This is a genomic window from Clostridium sp. AM49-4BH, from assembly GCF_003478335.1.
GTDB lineage: Bacteria > Bacillota > Clostridia > Lachnospirales > Lachnospiraceae > Butyribacter.
In genome coordinates this window covers 19,001-39,178 of record NZ_QUFB01000006.1, presented here as the reverse complement: position 1 = coordinate 39,178, position 20,178 = coordinate 19,001, and the positions used below count along the sequence as shown (strand labels likewise).

Below are 20,178 nucleotides of genomic sequence, written 5' to 3'. Positions count from 1 at the left end.
ATGTAAGATTGCTATGAAAATGTCATTTTCTGGAAAGGTGAAAGAGGAACTTGCTTCGCAGTTAAGCCCGGCAAGACACTGTCAGATTGCGGAATTTGCAGCGCTTTTTGCTCTTTGTGGTAAGATCCGACATCGCAAGAACGGTAGTATTTATTTGGAAGTACATACGGAAAACTTGACAGTAGCAAGAAAATCTTATATCTTAATAAAGATGGCGTTTCAGGCGGAAACGCAGATTAGGATCCGGAACCATAGTTTGCAGACAAGAACGCCGGTGTATCATTTGCTGGTATTGGCGCAGGACAAGGCATATGAGATCCTAAAAGCGATTAAATTATTGAGTGAATCAGAGGATCGATGGGGCGATCTGTCGACGATTCCAAGCCGCTTAGTGCAGAATACATGTTGCAAACGTGCGTATTTGCGAGGTGTGTTTATGGCGGCGGGATCAATAACTAATCCGGAGAAGGCGTATCATCTCGAAATTGCAGTGTTATCAGAGTCGTTTTGTTTGCAATTGCAGCAGATCGTGGCTTCCTTTCAAATAGAGGCGAAGATTGTAGATCGAAAGAAATATCATGTCTTATATGTAAAAGAAGGTTCTATGATCGTGGACACCTTAAATGTTATGGAGGCACATCAGGCATTGATGGATTTTGAGAATGTTCGTATTTTGAAAGAAGTACGTAATTCAGTAAATCGACAGGTCAACTGTGAAACGGCTAACATTCATAAAACAGTAACTGCAGCTGCGAGACAGATTGAAGATATACAGTACATAGAGACTGCCAAAGGGGTTCGCTGGTTAAGCGATGGGCTACGCGAGATTGCAGAGCTGCGATTGGAATATCCTGATCTGCCATTGGCAGAGCTTGGACAGAAATTATCCAAGCCACTTGGAAAGTCGGGAGTAAATCATCGTTTACGAAAGTTAAGTGAAATTGCAGAGCGTTTGCGGGCGGAACAAGAAATCAGCCTCAAACCAAAGGAGGAAAGGTCATGATAACAAAGAAAATTAAAATCCAATTAAAGAACGGATTAGAGGCAAGACCGGTTGCAGTATTGGTTCAGGTTGCAAGTCAATATGACAGTCGTATCTATGTTGAATGTGAAAATAAGAAAGTGAATGCTAAGAGCATTATGGGACTTATGTCTTTAGGACTCTCCGCAGGAGAAGAGGTCGTAGTATCGATCGATGGAGATGATGAGACAAATGCCATGGATGAAATTGAGAAGTACCTTAGTGCGGCACAGGCATAATGGACAAACCAAACATATTATTTGGGTAACACAAAAGGCAAAGTGCTAACTTTGCCTTTTTGCATTTTCTATATCGTTTTCCGGATGCCCTGTAAAGAAGCTGCAGGCTGAGGAAACATGGAGGTTTACTATGAGTTTTACGCATTTACATGTGCATACCGAATATTCTTTGCTGGACGGTTCCTGTAAGATCAAAGAGCTGATCGCGCGAGCTGCAGAATTGGGAATGAAGAATATTGCCATTACCGATCATGGTAATATGTACGGTGTTATTGAATTTTATCGTGCAGCAAGAGCGGCAGGGATCAATCCTGTGATCGGATGTGAGGTATATGTTGCACCGGGATCGCGTTTTGATCGTGAGGTAACGAAGGGAGAAGGCCGTTACAATCATTTAGTGTTATTGGCAGAGAATAACGTTGGATATTCGAATCTGATCAAGATCGTATCCAAAGGATTTACCGAAGGATTTTATTATAAACCTCGTGTTGACTATGAAGTGCTTGAAAAGTATCACGAAGGTGTGATCGCGCTTAGTGCATGCCTTGCCGGAGCAGTTGCCACGGCACTTAGGTATGGACAATATGAGACAGCCAAGAAAGAGGCAGAGCGCCTATATGATATTTTTGGGAAAGATCATTTTACCTGGAATTGCAGGATCATGGAATTGCAGATCAGGCAACCGTGAATCAAGGGCTTTTGCGTATGAGTGAGGAGTTAAAGATTCCTTTGGTTGCAACCAACGATGTGCATTATATCACGGCAGAAGATGCAGAACCACATGATATATGCTATGCATACAAACGCAGAAAAAGGTACAGGATGAAGATCGCATGCGCTATGAGGGAGGACAGTATTATCTTAAGAGCGAAGACGAGATGAAAGCACTGTTTCCTTATGCACAGGAGGCGTTAGAGAATACTTCTAAGATCGCTGAGCGGTGCCATGTGGAGATTGAGTTTGGTAAATATAAACTTCCGAAATATGATGTCCCGGAGGGATTTACAGCGGATAGTTATCTGCAAAAACTTTGCCAGGATGGCATGAAGAAGCGTTATGAAGAGATCACCACGCAACTGCAGGAAAGACTGGATTACGAATTGGATACGATTCGGACAATGGGTTTTGTTGATTACTTCCTAATCGTGTGGGACTTCATTCGCTATGCGCGAGAAAATGGGATCAGTGTTGGACCGGGACGAGGCAGTGCAGCAGGAAGTATTGTAGCATATTCGCTTGGCATTACCAGCATCGATCCAATCAAATATGATCTGTTGTTTGAGCGTTTCTTAAATCCGGAACGTGTTACGATGCCTGATATCGATATTGACTTTTGCTATGAGCGAAGACCGGAAGTGATTGATTATGTAGTGCGTAAATATGGCAAAGATCACGTTGTGCAGATCGTGACTTTTGGTACGATGGCAGCACGAAATGCGATCCGGGATGTAGGGCGTGTGCTGGATCTGCCGTATAATTATGTGGATGTGATCGCCAAGCAGATCCCGATGCCAAAGCAGGGAGCAAAAGTTACGATCAAAGAGGCATTGCAGGTCAATCCGGAATTGCGTGAAATTTATGAATCAGATGAACAAGCTAAGAATTTGATCGATATGTCCATGCGGCTGGAGGGACTTCCAAGACATACCTCGATGCATGCAGCCGGTGTACTGATCAGTCCAAAGCCGGTAGACGAATATGTTCCATTGTCCAAGGCGTCTGATGGAACGATCACGACGCAGTATACGATGACGGTATTAGAAGAATTGGGGCTGCTTAAGATGGACTTCCTGGGTCTTCGAACGCTAACAGTCATACAAAATGCAGCTAAAATGGCAGGAATCGAAGACGATACGCTTCTTAGCATTCCATTTGATGACAAAGAAGTGTTTGACATGATCAGTGCCGGTAAGACGGACGGTGTCTTCCAGTTGGAAAGCGGTGGCATGAAGAGCTTTATGACGGAGCTTAAACCAGAGTGTATGGAAGATATTTTGGCAGGAAATGCGTTGTACCGTCCGGGGCCGATGGATTTCATTCCACAATATATAGAGGGCAAAAATAACCGTGACAGCATTGTGTATGACTGCCCGCAGCTTGAGCCGATCTTGGCGCCGACGTATGGCTGTATTGTGTATCAGGAGCAGGTAATGCAGATCGTGCGCAGTCTGGCCGGATATAGTTTTGGCCGAAGCGATCTGGTACGCCGTGCGATGGCTAAGAAAAAAGAAAAGGTCATGGAGGCAGAACGCCAAAACTTCGTATATGGTAATGAAGCCGAGGGTGTTAAGGGTTGTATTGCAAACGGCATTTCCGAGGAAGTTGCTAATAAAATATATAACGAAATGATCGATTTTGCGAAGTATGCCTTTAACAAATCGCATGCGGCAGCGTATGCGGTTGTGAGCTATCAGACGGCATATTTGAAATGTCATTATCCGATAGAGTTTATGGCAGCACTGATGACATCTGTGCGTGATAATACGTCTAAGGTAATACACTATACAATGAACTGTAAAGAACTGGGCATCCCGATGCTTTCGCCGGATATTAATGAAGGCTATTCAGACTTTTCGGTTGCGGATGGTGGAATTCGTTTTGGAATGTCCGCGATCAAGGGGATTGGCGTGAATGTGATCGAGCGTATTGTTGCGGAGCGAAAAAGTGGGGGAGCCTATGCTTCACTCCAAAATTTCTTGGAGAGACTGGATTCCGGAGAAGTGAATAAGCATGTGGTGGAGAATCTTATTAAATCCGGTGCGATGGATTCGCTTCCGGGCAACCGTCATCAAAAGGTCATTGCCTATGCGAATATTATGGATGCTGTCAGCAAAGACAGGCGTAACAATATGGCAGGACAGGTATCGTTATTTGATCTTGGTGACGAGGGCTTTGCGAAAGCAAAGCAGTATCCATTGCCGAATGTAGAGGAGTTCCCAAAGGAGGAGCTGCTAACTTATGAAAAAGAGGTGATGGGAATCTATGTCAGTGGGCACCCATTGGAAGAATATGTTGCTTTGATGAAAAAAAATTGTACCTGTATTTCGACCGATTTTGCAGCCGAAGAAGAGCAGGAAGACAACAGTGTTACAGATGGTGAACGTGTTGTCATCGGAGGTCTGCTCGTGAATAAAATCGTGAAAACAACAAAAAATAATACGATGATGGCGATCGCTTCGATCGAGGATCTGTATGGGACAGTGGAAATTATAGTATTTCCTCAGACCTATGAAAAGAAGAAACATTTGTTAGTGGAGGGGTCGAAAGTTTTTGTCAAGGGACGGGCACAGACGGAAGAAAATAAAGCCGGCAAAGTGATATGTCAGGATATTATCCCTTTTGACCGTATTCCTTGTGAATTATGGATTCGGTTTGCTAATAAGGAAGCTTACTTAGCCGTAGAGAAAAAGCTGTTGCAGCAGGTAGTTAGCGAGGATGGCACTGATACGATCTGTATTTACCTGGAGCAAGAGCATCAGGTAAAAAAATTGCCAAGATCGTATGAGACGAATGCACGAAGACTGGTGGCTGAAGGTGCATTGGAAGAATATGGAAAAGAATCTGTGGCGATTAAAGAAAAGAGTATTGAAAAATAGTTGATTTTAGCGTAAAATTTATATGAAATGCGTTGCATTGTTAGAAGGTTGCAGCGTAGAAATTACAGCAAGAGAAGCAAGGGGGACTAGATAATGAGCAATGCAGTAAAAACGATTGGTGTCTTGACGAGCGGTGGAGATGCGCCGGGTATGAATGCAGCGATACGTGCGGTAGTACGTACCGGTATTGCGAATGGATTACATGTCAAAGGTATTCGTCGCGGTTTTGCGGGACTTTTGGAAGAAGATATTTTTGATATGTCATCACTCGATGTATCGGATATCATTCAGCTTGGCGGTACAATCCTTTATACAGCGCGTTGTCTGGAGTTTAAGAAATTAGAATATCAGATGAAAGGTGCTGAGATCTGCCGCAAACACGGCATTGACGGAATTGTTGTTATTGGTGGAGATGGTTCCTTTAATGGTGCAAGCAGACTTTCTGAGCAGGGCATCAACACGATCGGTGTTCCGGGAACGATCGATCTTGATATTGCTTGTACGGAATATACGATTGGATTCGATACAGCGATCAACACAGCGATGGAGGCGATCGATCGCCTGCGCGACACGTCGGAATCTCATGAGCGTTGCAGTATCGTCGAGGTAATGGGACGTACCGCAGGACACATTGCATTGTGGACCGGTATTGCCAGTGGTGCAGAGTACATTTTGACCACAGAGGAATATCATGGTGATATTCAGCGTATTATTACCAAGATTCAGGATCGCCGTAAGATGGGTAAGAAGAATCATATTATTGTTAATGCAGAAGGTATCGGTAATTCCAATGAGATGGCTAAGGTTATTGAGCTTGCTACCGGAGTAGAGACGAGAGCAACGATCCTAGGTCATATACAGCGTGGTGGCAATCCAACTTGCAAAGATCGTGTATATGCATCTGCAATGGGTGCCAGAGCGGTAGAATTGTTGTGTGAGGGTGCCAGCAACCGTGTTGTAGGATATCACAATGGTGAATTTAAGGATTACGATATTCAGGAAGCATTGGCAATGACGAAGGGATTGGATCCTTATTTGTTTCACATTATGAAGAAGCTGACAACCAGAGGTTAGTACAGCGGATCGTTTGTAACCAGCACATTAATTGCAATATAAGGAAAGAGGTATTGGCATATGAAGAAAATGATGAAATTTTTGATCGGGGCAGCAGCTACAGGCGCAGCGATTGCAGGAACATTCTACGTGATCGAAAAGTATTTCAACAAAGATGAGAGCGAAGATTTCGATGAGGAGGAGTTTGAAGATGTGTTCGCTGATGAGGTGGATGACAGAGAGTATGTTACCCTTGACATTGACGGCAACGAGATGGAAGGAAATGAGTCTGAGGAAGATGCGGAGGATGACGCAGAGTAATTTTCGGACAAATGATTCCGGTAAAGACAAAAGAATATTGTGAATAGGAAAATCCCCAACTGTTAAGATAATATCTAACGGTTGGGGATTTTTTTACTTTTATTTGGTCCCGATTTGCGATTTCTGTCCCTTGGCAGCACGTTTGCGGCTGCGTATCTTCTTTGGATTGATCGCTTTGCCGTCAAAGTCTATACGCTCCATATCCGGCGTAACAAAACCGGCATGCTTGACAAGATCATCACCGATCAAAGTGATACCCTTGACACCGCGGCTGGTTTTCTTGAGTTCACCAACTTCGAGAAGCGGAAATCCCAAAGACAATCCTTGATCGGTAATTACAATTACTTTACGGTCTGCGTTGATCACATCTTCAATGCCTACCTGCTGTACGCATACAAGTTCATCACCTTCTGCCAGTTTTGTTGAGGCGATTGTCTGACGATTTGTTTCAAACTCGACACCGGATACCAGTTTGATAAAGCCGGCTCGCGTAATGAATAGAAGCTGTGAATCAAACAATTCTTCAAAACTAATATAAAGGAGAGGCTCATCATTTTCCAGTTTACATAGGTTTTGGATCAGAACGCCTTTGTCCTTGGCACGTCCCTTCGGGATATTCATAGCTTTCACTTGATGCATATAACCGCCTTTGGTGAAGACACATAATTTATCAATATTGCGAAGCGGCACGATATGATGATATTCTTCCAAAGTATCCGGGGCAATGCGGGAGTAAGAGGAAGCGTCGACTGATTTCGTATAGCCGAAGCGGTCGATCAATACGTACAAGTCTTCTTCCTTGATCTCTTCGACATAATTAGCAGCCGTGATGTTGGCAAGCTCTGTATGACGAGGAGCGTTAAATTGTTTTTTGTAGGCTCTGAGACGATTTTTGATAACATCATGTAAAGCCTCTTTATTACCAAGTATTTTTTTGTATTCGGCAATATTTGCTAACAAGGTATCGTTTTCCTGATGCAGCTTGAGAAGTTCCAAGCCGACTAAACGGCTTAACGGCATTGCCAGAATGGCATCTGCCTGTGTTTCGGTAAAATCCAGTGTTGCGGCCTGCTTTTCAGAAGCTTTGCTTCGGAAGCGGATATCCGTCGTAACACCATTTACAAGACAGCCCTTTGCCTGTTTAACGGAGGAACTGCCGCGCAGGATCTCGACGATCAAGTCGATCACATCGGTCGCTTTGATCAGTCCGGCAACAATTTCCAGACGCTTGTTCGCCTTGTTGAGCAGATGTGTATATTCTTTGGTGTAAAGTTCCTCCTGAAAGAATACAAATTCCTGGATCAGCGATTTGAGATCGAACGTGATCGGCTGCTTGTCTTTTACAGCAAGCATATTTACACCGTAGGTGTCTTCCATGGCAGTTTTTTTGTACAAGCCATTGAGAAGATTTTGTACATCACGGTCTTTCTTTACTTCGATCACCAGACGAATACCTTCTTTCGAAGACTCGTCGCGGACATCGTAAATTTCATCAAATACTTTGTCTTTCGTCAGGCTGACCAGATTTTCTAATAATTTCATTTTGTTGCCGGCTACCGTATACGGAATTTCCGTGATTACAATGTTTTGGCGGCCATAATCACTCTTTTCGATCACCGTTTTGGCACGAACCTTTAGTTTCCCCTCGCCTGTTTCATAAATATGTGCGATCTCATCTGCATTTGTAATGATCGCTCCGGTTGGGAAATCCGGTCCTTTAATGTATTTCATTAATCCATGGATCGTTATGTCCGGGTTTTTCATATAGGCGATCACACCATCAATGACCTCGGCTGGATTGTGCGGCGGCATATTAGTTGCCATACCTACGGCGATACCGGTTGTACCGTTGATCAACAGATTTGGCAAAGTGGCAGGAAGGACCAAAGGTTCCTTCTCGCTTTCATCAAAGTTTGGTCCAAATGGGACAAGCTGTTTGTCCAAATTATCCAACATTGTCATAGCGCCCGGAGAGAGGCGTGCCTCCGTATAACGCATGGCAGCAGCACTGTCACCGTCGATCGAGCCAAAGTTACCATGGCCGTCAACAAGTGGGATTGAGAGAGAATACTCTTCTGTCATATGTACCAATGCGTCATAGATCGAACTGTCGCCATGTGGATGATATTTACCCATGGTATCACCGACAATACGCGCGCTCTTTCGATGTGGCTTATCCGGAGCCAGACCGAGTTCCGTCATTGCATATAAGATACGGCGTTGTACCGGTTTTAATCCGTCCCGGACATCCGGCAACGCACGGGAAATAATAACACTTACAGCATAATCGCGGTAAGAATTACGCATTTCCTCTGTAAAGTCTAATTGTATAATTGAATCCTTTTGTGACATGTTTTCACATTCCTCCTGATCTTAAATGTCGAGCGTTGCGTACTTGGCTTCTTCCATAATGAATTCACGGCGAGGTGGGACATTACTGCTCATTAAAGTTGTTGTGATATCGTCAGCTTCTACAGTATCGCTGATCGTTACCTGTGCAAGAATACGGCTTTCCGGATCCAGTGTAGTTTCCCAAAGCTGTTCTGCGTCCATTTCACCGAGACCTTTGTAACGCTGGATGCCGATGATCTTATTTTCCTTGATCTTGCGGAATTTTTCCAGCTCAAAGTCATTAAATACATATTCGGAATACTTTTTCTTTCCACGTTTCTTTGGCTTGGCATCTGCTGGCGTTTTGGCGGAAGCTCCTGCTTTGCCGGAACCTGCCTTTTCGTAATCTACTTTATACAATGGTGGAAGACCACGGTATACTTTGCCGGAGTAGATCAATTCCGGCATAAAGCGATAGAAGAATGTGAGCAGCAGTGTGCTGATATGTGCACCATCGACATCGGCATCGGTTAAGATGATGATCTTATCATAGCGCAGTTTGGAAATATCAAATTCTTCGCCGATTCCACAGCCAAAAGCGGCAATCATAGATTTGATCTCATTGTTTACTAATATTTTTTCTAAAGTTGCTTTTTCTACATTCAGTATTTTTCCGCGTAGAGGAAGAACTGCCTGTGTTTTGCGGTTTCTGGCTGTTTTAACCGTACCGCCGGCAGAATCACCCTCGACAATGTAAATCTCGCATTCCTCCGGCTTTTTGGAGGTGCAGGCGGCTAATTTGCTTTTGGTATCTACATCATTGAGCTGTTTTAGTGCGGCAGTGCGTGCTTTGTCACCGGCTTTGCGTGCATTATAGGACTTCATGGAGTTATCGAGAATTTTTTTCAATATATCTACATTTTTGTCTAAATAATGCTGCACTTCGGCACTGAATACTTCATCGACCGCCGTTTTTGCATCCGTGTTGCCAAGTTTTGTCTTGGTCTGACCTTCAAACTGTGGATCAGGGTGCTTGATCGAAATAATAGCGACAATGCCGTTACGGATGTCTTTTCCATCAAAGTTTTCATCCTTATCTTTAAGTACGCCAAGTTCCCTTGCATACTGGTTCATTACACGTGTCAGAGCTGTTTTAAAACCGGTCACCAACGTACCGCCATCGGCAACATTGATGCGGTTGCAGTAGGGATTGATCTGCTCAGAATAATTCGTGGTGTATTGGAATGCGATCTCTACCTCAATATCACCGCTTGTTCCTTCAATATAGATCGGCGTGTCATGGATCGGCGTCGCATCACGGTTGATATAGCTGACAAAGCTTTGAATGCCGTGCTCTTCCTGGTAGGTACGTTCTTCATTTTCGGCTTCATTATAATAGATCAACTTTAGATTTTTATTGAGATAAGCAATCTCTTTTAGTTTCTTTTTTATAATGTCCGGCTTAAACGTGATCGTTTCAAAAATTTCCGGGTCCGGATAGAAAGTAACCTTCGTGCCGGTATCGGATTTGCGGCATTTACCTATGATCTCCAATTCACCATTAACGAGAGGCGAGACCGGATGACCGCCATCGGCATATTCATCGCGGTAGATCAAACCGTTGTGACGTACTTCTACGATCATATGCGTTGACAGTGCATTTACAACGGAAGAACCGACGCCGTGCAGACCACCGGATACCTTATAGGCAGAATTGCCAAATTTACCGCCGGCATGCAGAATCGTATAGACGACACGGACTGTAGGGATTTTTTTGGTGGGATGCAGATCGACCGGAACACCGCGACCATTATCCTGAATGCAGATGCCACCATCCTTTGCAGTGTGATATGTATTTCACTGCAATAACCGGCGAGATGCTCGTCGATAGCATTGTCGAGGATCTCCCAGATCAAATGATGCAGGCCACGTGATCCGGTGGAACCAATATACATACCGGGGCGTTTACGTACGGCCTCCAGTCCTTCTAATATTACTATATCTTTGCCAGTATATTCTGCCATAGTTACCTCATTTCCTGCCGCAGTGTACATTCTGCCGCATATAATCATCTGGTGCAAACGTCTGTTCGCTACCAAGCCCTTATTATACCATAAAATATAGAGAAAATGCAACTTGTAACACACCCCATCTACATCCTCCACCATATTGCAAAAATGGATGTCATTTGATATGATAAGAAAATGTAAATAATTCAAACTTCATACATCCGAAGTTAGAATACATAATATTTAAGAAAGAAGGCATCGAGTACCTATGAAAAAGACACCATTTGTTACGAAGGAACAGGTTGAAGAGATTGCAAAGACATATCCGACTCCGTTTTATCTGTATGATGAGAAGGGTATCCGTGAAAATGCACGCAAAATGAAGAAGGCATTTTCTTGGAACAAAGGTTTTCGTGAGTATTTTGCAGTTAAAGCAACCCCGAATCCATTTATTTTGAAGATCCTGCAGGAAGAAGGCTGTGGCACAGATTGTTCATCTCTTACTGAGTTGATGATGTCAGAAGCTTGTGGCTTTAAGGGATCGGACATCATGTTTTCTTCGAACGTAACACCAGCCAAAGAGTATCAGAAAGCAAAAGAACTGGGTGCGTTTATTAACCTGGATGACATTACTCACATTGACTTTTTGGAAGAGGTTGCCGGTATTCCGGAGACGATCTGCTGTCGTTATAATCCGGGTGGTGTATTCCAAATGGGTACCGATATTATGGATAATCCGGGTGATGCGAAATACGGCATGACCAAGGAACAGCTTATTGAAGCATTTAAGCGTTTGAAAAAGTTAGGTGCGAAGCGTTTTGGTATTCATTCTTTTTTGGCAAGTAATACCGTGACTAACGAATACTATCCGACATTGGCGGGCATTTTGTTTGAACTTGCCGTGGAAGTGCAGAAAGAGACGGGTGTGGAGATCGCATTTGTGAATTTATCTGGTGGAGTTGGCATTCCTTACACACCGGATAAGGAGCCAAATGACATTGCAGTGATCGGTGAAGGTGTCCGTCAGAAATTTGAGGAGATCATGGTTCCGGCAGGGCTTGGCGATGTTGCTATCTTTACAGAGCTTGGTCGTTTTATGTTAGCTCCTTATGGTGCACTGATCGCAAAGGCAATTCATGAAAAACATATTTACAAAGAGTATATTGGCTTGGATGCCTGTGCAGTAAACCTGATGCGTCCGGCAATGTATGGTGCATATCATCATATTACAGTCCTGGGCAAAGAAGATGCACCATGTGATCACAAATATGATGTCACCGGTTCGCTTTGCGAGAATAACGACAAGTTTGCAGTAGACCGTATGCTTCCAAAGATTGATATGGGTGATTACCTGTTCATTCATGATGCAGGTGCGCATGGGTTTGCTATGGGGTACAATTATAATGGCAAATTAAAATCAGCAGAGTTGCTTTTACAGGAAGATGGAAGTGTCAAAATGATCCGTCGTGCTGAAACACCAAAAGATTATTTTGCAACCTTTGATTTTTGTGACATTCTTAAAAATGTCAAAGAGTGATCGATCGCTGAATGGTAAATGTTTTCTATATAAGAGGCGCTGCAGTAGGGCAGTGCCTCTTTTGAAATTTTGGAAAATTAATAACAAATGCTAAAGTAATCTAAAAAAAATCCGATACATATTATGTATGAAACACTGAAATGAGTGAGAAACAGGTGGTGATAACAATGAGAATTGATGCATTAAATCATGTAAGCCGACTTTATCAGCAGTCTAAGCCGACGAAGAATGTCCGCACTGAGAAGAAATATGCGAAAGACGAATTTCAGATTTCGCAGACAGCGAAGGATTATCAGATTGCAAAGCAGGCAGTGAAGGATGCGGAAGATGTTCGTGAGGACAAGGTAAATAAGTACAAGGATGCGATTGCTTCCGGTACGTATAATGTATCTTCACAGGAGATTGCAGAAAAGATGGTGAGTAAATATTTTGATTCCTTATTTTAAGAACGGATTCTTGAAATAGGAGACAAGAGGGAGCAGATTTGGCAAGTTTGATTGATGACCTGACTGCCGTGTTGCAGCAGGAGATGGAAGTCTACCAGACACTGATTCCGATATCGGAACAGAAGACAGAAGTGTTGATCCGTGGAGATCTAAAGCGATTGCAAGAAATTACGGATCAAGAACAGGAATTGCTGGATCAGGCATCTGCGTACGGACATCGCAGAGAAGAGGTTCTGCACAATATGGGAATGGTGTTGAATCGTCCGGTGAAAGATTTAAGTCTTACCGGCTTGATTGAACTGCTGGGGAAACAGCCGGAAGAGCAGGAGCGGTTGGCGTTGTTGCACGACGAGCTGCAACAAACGATGAAACGCTTGGTAGATGTTAATACAAAGAATAAAAATTTAATAGAAAATTCCCTTGAAATGATTGAATTCAATATGAATTTTATTCAAAGTACACGGATGTCACCGGGAAATAATAATTACGACAAAAATGCGTCAGCCGCAGGAGGCGGAGTTGATGCCGGCTTTGGGACGGGGTCTTTTGACGCAAAGCAGTGATCGTCAGAGAAGTAGGAAGCTTTTCTGACACACTGTATTTTCCGAGTGGTATTCGTGCTTTTTATGTATAACGGAAAGAAAGAGAGAGTATCGTATGAGCTTATTTACCAGTTTTAATTCCGGTGTGTCCGGATTGAAGGCTTCGCAGGCGGGTATGAATACTGCGGCACACAATCTGGCCAATACCAAAACGACCGGATATACGAGACAACAGAATATATTGCGGGATACTTACTATTCCAACATCAAGGTGACAAGCCATGGGACGCAGCAGATTGGTTATGGAACTGCGGTTGCACAGGTTCGACAGATCCGCGATATTTTCTTGGATAAGGAATATCGTCTGGAAGTGAGTAGAGGAAACTTTTATGACAGACAGCTTACGACCAGTCAGGAGATTGAAGACATCTTAGGTGAGCTGGAAGGTGTTGAATTTCAAAATTCACTGCAGGATATATGGGATTCGTTACAGACCATTTCGACCGATCCGCAGAGTGTCGTGAATCGCGAACTGTTTTTATCCAATGCAGAGTCTTTTATTAAGAATGCAAAGGATGTTTATCAGACTTTGGTGGACTACCAGGTTAATTTGAATAAAGAGATCACGGCGCAGGTCGATAAGATCAATTCTATTGGAGAACAGATTTTGGATCTGAACAAGCGTATTCGCGAGGCGGAAGCGTCCGGATTGGAAAATGCGAATGACTACCGCGATGCCAGAAACCAGCTCCTTGATGAGCTGGCAGAGTATACTTATTATACATACAATGAGGATCATAACGGCAATGTGCGCGTCTTTATAGGCAATGCACCGTTAGTGAATGATGCGAGAAGTTACCACATGGGTGTTGAACGCATAAAACAGGAAGAATACAACGATGCGACACAGCAGTATGAAGTAAAATCAGTATCTGAAATGTATAATGTTACATGGCTCGACAATGGTTATAGTGATGTTTATGATATGGAGACAGCGTACTCTGCTGTGCGCAAGACAGATACCGGTTCCTTGCTTGGTATCTTGACAGCGAGAGGAAATGAGATCGCCAATTATAAAGATATTCCGGTACAGCCGGTCAAGTCTGATTATATCGATGATGCTGGCAAATTTGATGAAACAAGTTATTTGTTGGCTTGTAATGATTTCAAAGAAAAATTAGATAAATACAATAATACAACCGGCAATTCGATACTTACACAGATACAGGCACAGTTTGATCAGTTGATCCATGGATTGGTAACGATGGTCAACGATGCATTTTGTCCGAACATCTCGCAGGATCTTACAGGAATTAGTGGTGTAGATGCAAAAGGCAATGCTGTGAACTTGCAGGATGGCAAATACAAGATCCTAGATGTTGTAAATTGTGCAGTGGGTACTGATGATGATATGACGATCGGAACAGAAGTTTTCTCCCGCAAAGCAACGGATCGCTATCGGGTAATTACCATAGATGCACAGGTTTATGGAAAAGACGAGGAGGGCAATCAGATTCCGTTGGCGCAGGAAATTACAAATGCGGATGGATCTAAGTCTTATAAATTGTATGTATACAATGAGGAGGACGAAGAAGATGCCAATACGTTATATACTTTGCTGAATCTGGAAGTGAATCCGGATGTTATAGAAGATTATGCATTGCTTCCGGTGAAACTTAATCCGGAGCTTGGAGAGACCGGCGGATACAATACAAAAGTATTTGAGGATATTCTTTCGGAATGGAATGAGAAGTTTGCCGCACTGGATCCCAACAATGAGACAACGTATACCTATGCGGAGTATTACCGCTCTATGGTAACGGCACTCGGTGCGAAGGGAAATACATGGCAGAGCATGGTCGACAACCAGCAAAAGCTGACCGAGAGTGTTGAGGATAAACGGCAGCAGGTGATGGGTGTTTCCAGTGAAGAAGAAATGGTGGATCTGTTAAAATATCAGCACGCCTATAATGCAGCATCACGTTATATTTCAGTGATCGATGCGATGTTAGAGCATTTGATTGAACGACTTGGATAGAGCAGAAGGGGGAATGGAATATGCCATCAACTTTTTTTTGGATTGAATATAGCAGTGTCCGGCATGTCGACATATAATGCCGGATTGACAACGACAGGACATAATATATCCAATGTAAAGACGAAAGGATACAGCAGACAGACAGTAGAGCAGTCAGCGAAGGAAGCTGTTTCGCTGCGCACCAGCTACGGAATGCTGGGTGCAGGTGTAGATGCCACAGCGATTCTCAGCAGCCGCGATGATTATTATGATGCCAAGTACCGCATCAGCAATACTACAGTAGGTAAATATTCAACAGAGTCCTTTTATTTGAGCAGCATTGAGGATTGCATCTATCCGAAAGAAGATTCGGAAGGAAGCATTACGAATTCTTTAGACAGCTTCTTTTCCTCTTTGAAATATTTGACAACATCTTCTATGGATCAGACGATCCGTGCGCAGGTGGCAGGATATGCGGATACGCTGTCTTATTATGTCAGAGATGCGGCAGTGAAGCTGCAGAATATGCAGGTAGATGTCAATACAGAGATTGAGACAACGGTAAAGCAGATCAATGCGTATGCAGCACAGATCGCTTCTTTAAATAAACAGATCAATACATTAGAAGTGTATGGCGACCGTGCAAATGATCTTCGTGATCAGAGAGCGGTTATTTTGGACAAATTGTCCGAATTAGCGGACATCAATGTGACAGAAAAAGCACCCGCAGATGGCAATGGAACGAATCAGTTTATTGTGACGCTGGGTGGAGGTATTTTGGTCGATACCACACGGTACAATACGATCAATGCAGAGGGATCTACGAACAAGGTAAGCCAGAATGATGTTGTTAATCTGTATCGGTTAGAGTGGAGTTATGGTCAGGAATTTGATATGTACAATACAACGCTTGGAGGCAAATTACAGGGGTTGATCGAGATGCGCGATGGCAACAATGCGGAAAATTTCAAAGCAACACTGACCGGATTGCAGAAGAATGATACAGCAAAGGGCGGTAAGAGTACATTAACGATCACGAGTGATCAATACAGCAGCGCCAACGCATCGAATTTATCCAAGCTGGATCTGCCGGCATCGGATGGAGTGTTAACGATCGGTAATGTGGATTACGAATATGAATCCTTTTCTGCAACAGTAGCTGCAGATGGTACATATACATATACATTTGTTTTGAAGGAGGAGTTAAGTGATGACGGAGTAACACGCCTGCAAAATATTATGCAGGATCCGAATCCTGAAAAGAGGCTTGCATCGGCAGGAGATTCCATCGCATTCCGTGGAATTCCGTATTATATGACGCAGCTTAATGAATTTGTCAGAACATTTTCTGCAAACTTTAATATGTTGCAAAATAAGGGCTATGATCTGGATGGCAAACTTGGAAAAGATTTGTTTGTAGCGGCTAACGTGACATCGAATCAACAGTTTCAGATGACAGAATTTTTGTATAATGCGGAAGATACATTTTACTATTATAACGGCAGTAAAGTGTTTGATTCTAACAAGCAGCAGGCTTATCGGGCAGATGGTTATCAGTTTGAAACTGTTGCAGGAGAAACGAACTACTATAATCTGAAAGATAAAAATGGCAATATTGTAGAAAAAGTGTTTATTCCGGATGATGACAACAACATATTCTCGTTTCATTCATCAGAGTTGGATAATACGGATGAGAATGCAGTATGCAGTTATTACAATATGTCGATCCTTAATTTTCATGCCAATGACGATATTGTTAAAAACGGCAGAATGTTGGCCTGCTCTGCAGAAAATACAGAGGGCCTGACCGGATGGGAAGAGTCCAAAAATCTCACAAAAATGTTGGCACTGCAGACCGATAATTCCATGTTTAAGCAGGGTGATCCGGGATCTTTCCTGAATGTATTATGCACTGCAGTACTTGGTGTAGATTCAGCACGTGTGACGGCAGCTACAGAAAATGCACAGAACATTTTGGATGCAGTGGATCATCGAAGAACTTCGATTTCCGGTGTAGATGAAGATGAAGAGGGCCAGAATTTGGTAATCTATCAAAATCTGTTACACTATCAATATCGTGTTTTGTCCATAATGAACGAGGCATTGGATAAATTGATCAATGGCACTGCAGTATAACAGATGATCAGTAAATGGAGGGAATACCTATGCGAGTAACAAATTCAATGATTTCAAACAGATCACAGGTGCATATATCAAATGCAAAGAATAAAATGTTGACGGCAGAAGAGCAGTACACGACGATGAAGAAGATTCAGCGTCCTTCAGAGGATCCGACGATCGCATCCCGTTCGCTGAAATTTCGCACAACAATGGCACAGTTGACACAATATGTTGAAAAAAATGTGCAGGATGCCATGGATTGGATGGATACGACAGAGGGAGCGATGAAAAAGGTAAGCTCTACGTTTACGGATATGGAAGGATATTTTAGCCAAGGCGCTAACAGTTATCCGGAATCAAAAGAGAGAACAGCGATACTGACACAGCTTAGACAGTACGCAACAGCAATCTTTGAGGATAATGCAAATGCGGACTACGCCGGACGATATATGTTTACCGGGTATCGTACGGACACATCGCTGTTGTTCCCGAACTCTAGTGATACATTAGAATATGAGATTACGGAGAAATTTAAATCGACAGATATTGATACGATCCGTAATGTAGAGTCTGATATTAAATATCAGGATGGCATGACGCAGGAAGAGTATGCTAAGTTAGAGGCAAAGGTGAATACCGGTTATCGCATACAGTTATCTTACAACAATTGTTCCAATCAGCCGATCACAGGCGGAAACAATGTATTTAGCATGTCACTCACCTATGGAAATACGACAGAAGAGTATTCGGTAGATAATGGCAAAGTTGGTGTGGTGTCTCAAAACGATGCGTATGCTTACGACATTGACCGGTACAATCAGATGAACGGCACTAATTATGAAGCACTATATATATATGATGCCGGAGAAATTGTGCTGGGCAAGACTTTGTATAGTACGATTCAGGAGAAAGAGGCTAATTTTTCAATTGATTATACCAAAAATAAATTTGAAAAAAGTGATATTCGCCCGGAGATGTATTTTAAGTGTAATCGCTACGATACAGTATCCATGAAGAACACTTACTTTGCAGATCCAAGTGATCAAAATATTAATTACGAGGTCAATTTCAGTCAGACTTTGACAGTAAATACGCAGGCAAAAGATGCGTTTGATACAGAAATTTATCGTTGCTTAGATTATATCGAGCGTGTGATCGGCGATGTGACGGATGTAGAAAACCGTATTGCAGATGTAGAGAAGAAGATAGCAAATACGTCTGATCAAGATGAAATTGCATCGTTAGGTACCTTAAAAACATCGTTGGAAAATGAGCAGCAGCTTCGTGTCAGTATCATGAATGAGGCCTTTGGACGCGGTCTTACTATGGTGAACAAATGTGAGGCAACCTTAAATGTTGCGGTAGCTGAACTTGGAGCCAAGTACAATCGCTTGCAGATGACACAGGATCGTCTTTCGGATGAAAAGACAGATACGGAGGAAAAATTATCGAACAACGAAGATATGGATATCGCAGATGCTGTGATCGGCTTGACACAGGCAGACAATCTGCATCAGGCATCATTATCGGCTACGGCAAAAATATTGGGTAATTCATTGTTAGATTATATCTAGAATAGAACATGGCAATTCCTGTAGGGAGGTTTCAGGCAGCAGGATCAGCAAATAAATGTAAGGTGTCAAAGGAGTTTGGCACCTTACTGATTATCAACGAGGAGGATGCACAGATGAAGATTCAAACAAGATATTTTGGGGAAGTAGAAATCGGCGATGAAAAGATTATACATTTTGATAAGGGGCTGTTTGGTTTTGAAGAATACAAGGATTACACGATCCTTTACGATATCGATGGGGAGGAACCACCGTTTTTCTCATGGTTGCAGTCAACAACGGAGCCGGGACTGGCATTTCCAATCGTAAATCCACAGCGGGTAGATGAACAGTACAATCCGATCGTTGAGGATGCATTATTAGAGCCTGTTGGCGAGATCAAGGAAGATGATCTGGTTGTATTTTTGTTGGCAACGGTACCGGCAGATGTGAAACGCACATCGGTAAACAAAAAGGCGCCATTGATCATTAATGCGGGAACGCGTAAGGGCGTGCAGATCGTTGCTGAAAATACAGATTATGAGGTGAAACACTTTATTTTGCAGTAATACATGGAGAGGAGACAAAATTATGCTGGCGTTAGCAAGAAAAGTAAATGAATCCATTATGATTGGAAATGATATAGAGATCACAGTGTTGGAGATTAAAGGCGATCAGATCAAACTGGGTGTGAAAGCTCCTAAATCCGTGCCGATCTATCGCAAAGAATTGTATGTACAGATTCAGGAAGAGAATAAACAGGCAGGAAGTGCCGTGGATGTAGAAGCGCTGAAAGGATTGTTTCAGAAATAACATGCCGAACGGTTAATTTATTTTCGGAAAATCCGATATATTATATAGAAAGCGGGTACAGGAAGTGCCAAGACGCTTAAGGGACTTGCAGAGTATAGCACACGGAGGTGTAAGAAAATGGATATGGATGTTATAAGTGGAGTAAACAGGACTACGGAAAGTGCATCGCCGGATGTAACCCGTGTAGATGCAGGTAAGGCGGTTGCCGTACAGAAGACAACGGCAGCACCAAATAATGTTACAGGACAGACAACAGGGCAGACAAGTGGACAGGAGTCTGATGCAAAGCAGGGAATGCCATTTGATGGGAAGGATCCTGCTAAGAGTACAATAGATTCTGCGGTTTCCAGTGCAAATAATCGTATGGTGAGTACCCGATGCGAGTACTCGTATGATGAGGCAACCAAGCGAGTGTCGATTAAAGTGTTTGACAAAACAAGTGATAAGCTGATTCGCGAGGTGCCGCCGGAAGAGTCTTTGGAAATGCTTCAGAAGATGTGGGAGTTGGCTGGTTTGATTGTGGATGAAAAGCGCTAATGGTAAAAAAATAGAATGTAAATAATTACATAGTGCGGTTATGTT

At 43.0% G+C, this 20,178-nt stretch carries 14 protein-coding genes and 2 pseudogenes; 14 read left to right on the top strand and 2 right to left on the bottom strand.

Annotated elements, in window-relative coordinates; genetic code table 11:
• The first annotated feature begins 13 nt into the window (after positions 1–13).
• The 5 genes and pseudogenes from whiA (at position 14) to DW981_RS03070 (ending at position 6,230) form a co-directional block, all read left to right on the top strand.
• A complete protein-coding gene (gene whiA, locus DW981_RS03090; protein WP_022025233.1) occupies positions 14–1,003 on the top strand; it encodes a DNA-binding protein WhiA in 990 nt (329 codons plus the stop codon).
• A complete protein-coding gene (locus DW981_RS03085) occupies positions 1,000–1,260 on the top strand; it encodes an HPr family phosphocarrier protein (RefSeq protein ID WP_022025234.1) in 261 nt (86 codons plus the stop codon). Before whiA ends, DW981_RS03085 begins: the two co-directional genes overlap by 4 nt.
• Before the next feature lie 130 nt (positions 1,261–1,390).
• Positions 1,391–4,856, top strand: a pseudogene (locus DW981_RS03080) (DNA polymerase III subunit alpha).
• 93 nt (positions 4,857–4,949) lie between these two features.
• Entirely contained in the window at positions 4,950–5,930 is a 981-nt protein-coding gene (pfkA, locus tag DW981_RS03075; RefSeq protein ID WP_118506737.1) for a 6-phosphofructokinase, read from the top strand.
• A gap of 60 nt (positions 5,931–5,990) precedes the next feature.
• Positions 5,991–6,230 (top strand): hypothetical protein, encoded by a 240-nt coding sequence (locus DW981_RS03070; RefSeq protein ID WP_118506736.1) that lies wholly within the window; start codon positions 5,991–5,993, stop codon positions 6,228–6,230.
• A gap of 99 nt (positions 6,231–6,329) precedes the next feature.
• On the opposite strand, the gene DW981_RS03065 is transcribed toward DW981_RS03070, so the two are convergent.
• The gene (locus DW981_RS03065) at positions 6,330–8,582 is read right to left on the bottom strand and encodes a DNA topoisomerase (ATP-hydrolyzing) (protein ID WP_022025239.1); all 2,253 of its coding nucleotides are present in this window, start codon (positions 8,580–8,582) and stop codon (positions 6,330–6,332) included.
• 21 nt (positions 8,583–8,603) lie between these two features.
• A pseudogene (locus DW981_RS03060) lies at positions 8,604–10,585 on the bottom strand (DNA gyrase subunit B).
• A 253-nt stretch (positions 10,586–10,838) separates the two neighbouring features.
• Between DW981_RS03060 and DW981_RS03055 the strand changes: the two are divergent.
• The 9 genes from DW981_RS03055 (at position 10,839) to DW981_RS03015 (ending at position 20,133) form a co-directional block, all read left to right on the top strand.
• Positions 10,839–12,107 carry a diaminopimelate decarboxylase gene (locus DW981_RS03055; RefSeq protein ID WP_022025242.1) on the top strand — a complete coding sequence of 423 codons (1,269 nt, stop codon included), beginning with the start codon at positions 10,839–10,841 and terminating at the stop codon, positions 12,105–12,107.
• Between the two features lie 167 nt (positions 12,108–12,274).
• A complete protein-coding gene (flgM, locus tag DW981_RS03050; RefSeq protein WP_022025243.1) occupies positions 12,275–12,553 on the top strand; it encodes a flagellar biosynthesis anti-sigma factor FlgM in 279 nt (92 codons plus the stop codon).
• A gap of 38 nt (positions 12,554–12,591) precedes the next feature.
• Positions 12,592–13,116: a flagellar protein FlgN gene (locus DW981_RS03045; RefSeq protein WP_118506735.1), complete on the top strand. Its 525-nt coding sequence runs from the start codon at positions 12,592–12,594 to the stop codon at positions 13,114–13,116.
• Positions 13,117–13,210: 94 nt separating this feature from the next.
• A complete protein-coding gene (gene flgK, locus DW981_RS03040; RefSeq protein WP_118506734.1) occupies positions 13,211–15,133 on the top strand; it encodes a flagellar hook-associated protein FlgK in 1,923 nt (640 codons plus the stop codon).
• A 42-nt stretch (positions 15,134–15,175) separates the two neighbouring features.
• On the top strand, positions 15,176–17,248 hold the full coding sequence (gene flgK / locus DW981_RS03035) for a flagellar hook-associated protein FlgK (protein WP_118506733.1): 2,073 nt from the start codon (positions 15,176–15,178) through the stop codon (positions 17,246–17,248).
• Positions 17,249–17,277: 29 nt separating this feature from the next.
• A complete protein-coding gene (gene flgL / locus DW981_RS03030) occupies positions 17,278–18,807 on the top strand; it encodes a flagellar hook-associated protein FlgL (protein ID WP_182434108.1) in 1,530 nt (509 codons plus the stop codon).
• 113 nt (positions 18,808–18,920) lie between these two features.
• Positions 18,921–19,352: a flagellar assembly protein FliW gene (gene fliW / locus DW981_RS03025; protein ID WP_182434107.1), complete on the top strand. Its 432-nt coding sequence runs from the start codon at positions 18,921–18,923 to the stop codon at positions 19,350–19,352.
• Positions 19,353–19,374: 22 nt separating this feature from the next.
• Positions 19,375–19,596, top strand: a complete 222-nt coding sequence (gene csrA, locus DW981_RS03020; protein WP_118506730.1) for a carbon storage regulator CsrA — start codon at positions 19,375–19,377, stop codon at positions 19,594–19,596.
• Between the two features lie 117 nt (positions 19,597–19,713).
• The gene (locus DW981_RS03015; RefSeq protein WP_118506729.1) at positions 19,714–20,133 is read left to right on the top strand and encodes a flagellar protein FlaG; all 420 of its coding nucleotides are present in this window, start codon (positions 19,714–19,716) and stop codon (positions 20,131–20,133) included.
• Positions 20,134–20,178 lie beyond the last annotated feature (45 nt).

What these genes read in the sequence shown, in the direction of transcription:
- whiA (WP_022025233.1), top strand. Translation starts at nt 14, where the DNA reads ATGAAAATGTCATTTTCTGGAAAGGTGAAAGAGGAACTTGCTTCGCAG.
- DW981_RS03085 (WP_022025234.1), top strand. Translation starts at nt 1,000, where the DNA reads ATGATAACAAAGAAAATTAAAATCCAATTAAAGAACGGATTAGAGGCA.
- pfkA (WP_118506737.1), top strand. Translation starts at nt 4,950, where the DNA reads ATGAGCAATGCAGTAAAAACGATTGGTGTCTTGACGAGCGGTGGAGAT.
- DW981_RS03070 (WP_118506736.1), top strand. Translation starts at nt 5,991, where the DNA reads ATGAAGAAAATGATGAAATTTTTGATCGGGGCAGCAGCTACAGGCGCA.
- DW981_RS03065 (WP_022025239.1), bottom strand. Translation starts at nt 8,582, where the DNA reads ATGTCACAAAAGGATTCAATTATACAATTAGACTTTACAGAGGAAATG.
- DW981_RS03055 (WP_022025242.1), top strand. Translation starts at nt 10,839, where the DNA reads ATGAAAAAGACACCATTTGTTACGAAGGAACAGGTTGAAGAGATTGCA.
- flgM (WP_022025243.1), top strand. Translation starts at nt 12,275, where the DNA reads ATGAGAATTGATGCATTAAATCATGTAAGCCGACTTTATCAGCAGTCT.
- flgK (WP_118506734.1), top strand. Translation starts at nt 13,211, where the DNA reads ATGAGCTTATTTACCAGTTTTAATTCCGGTGTGTCCGGATTGAAGGCT.
- flgL (WP_182434108.1), top strand. Translation starts at nt 17,278, where the DNA reads ATGCGAGTAACAAATTCAATGATTTCAAACAGATCACAGGTGCATATA.
- fliW (WP_182434107.1), top strand. Translation starts at nt 18,921, where the DNA reads ATGAAGATTCAAACAAGATATTTTGGGGAAGTAGAAATCGGCGATGAA.
- csrA (WP_118506730.1), top strand. Translation starts at nt 19,375, where the DNA reads ATGCTGGCGTTAGCAAGAAAAGTAAATGAATCCATTATGATTGGAAAT.
- DW981_RS03015 (WP_118506729.1), top strand. Translation starts at nt 19,714, where the DNA reads ATGGATATGGATGTTATAAGTGGAGTAAACAGGACTACGGAAAGTGCA.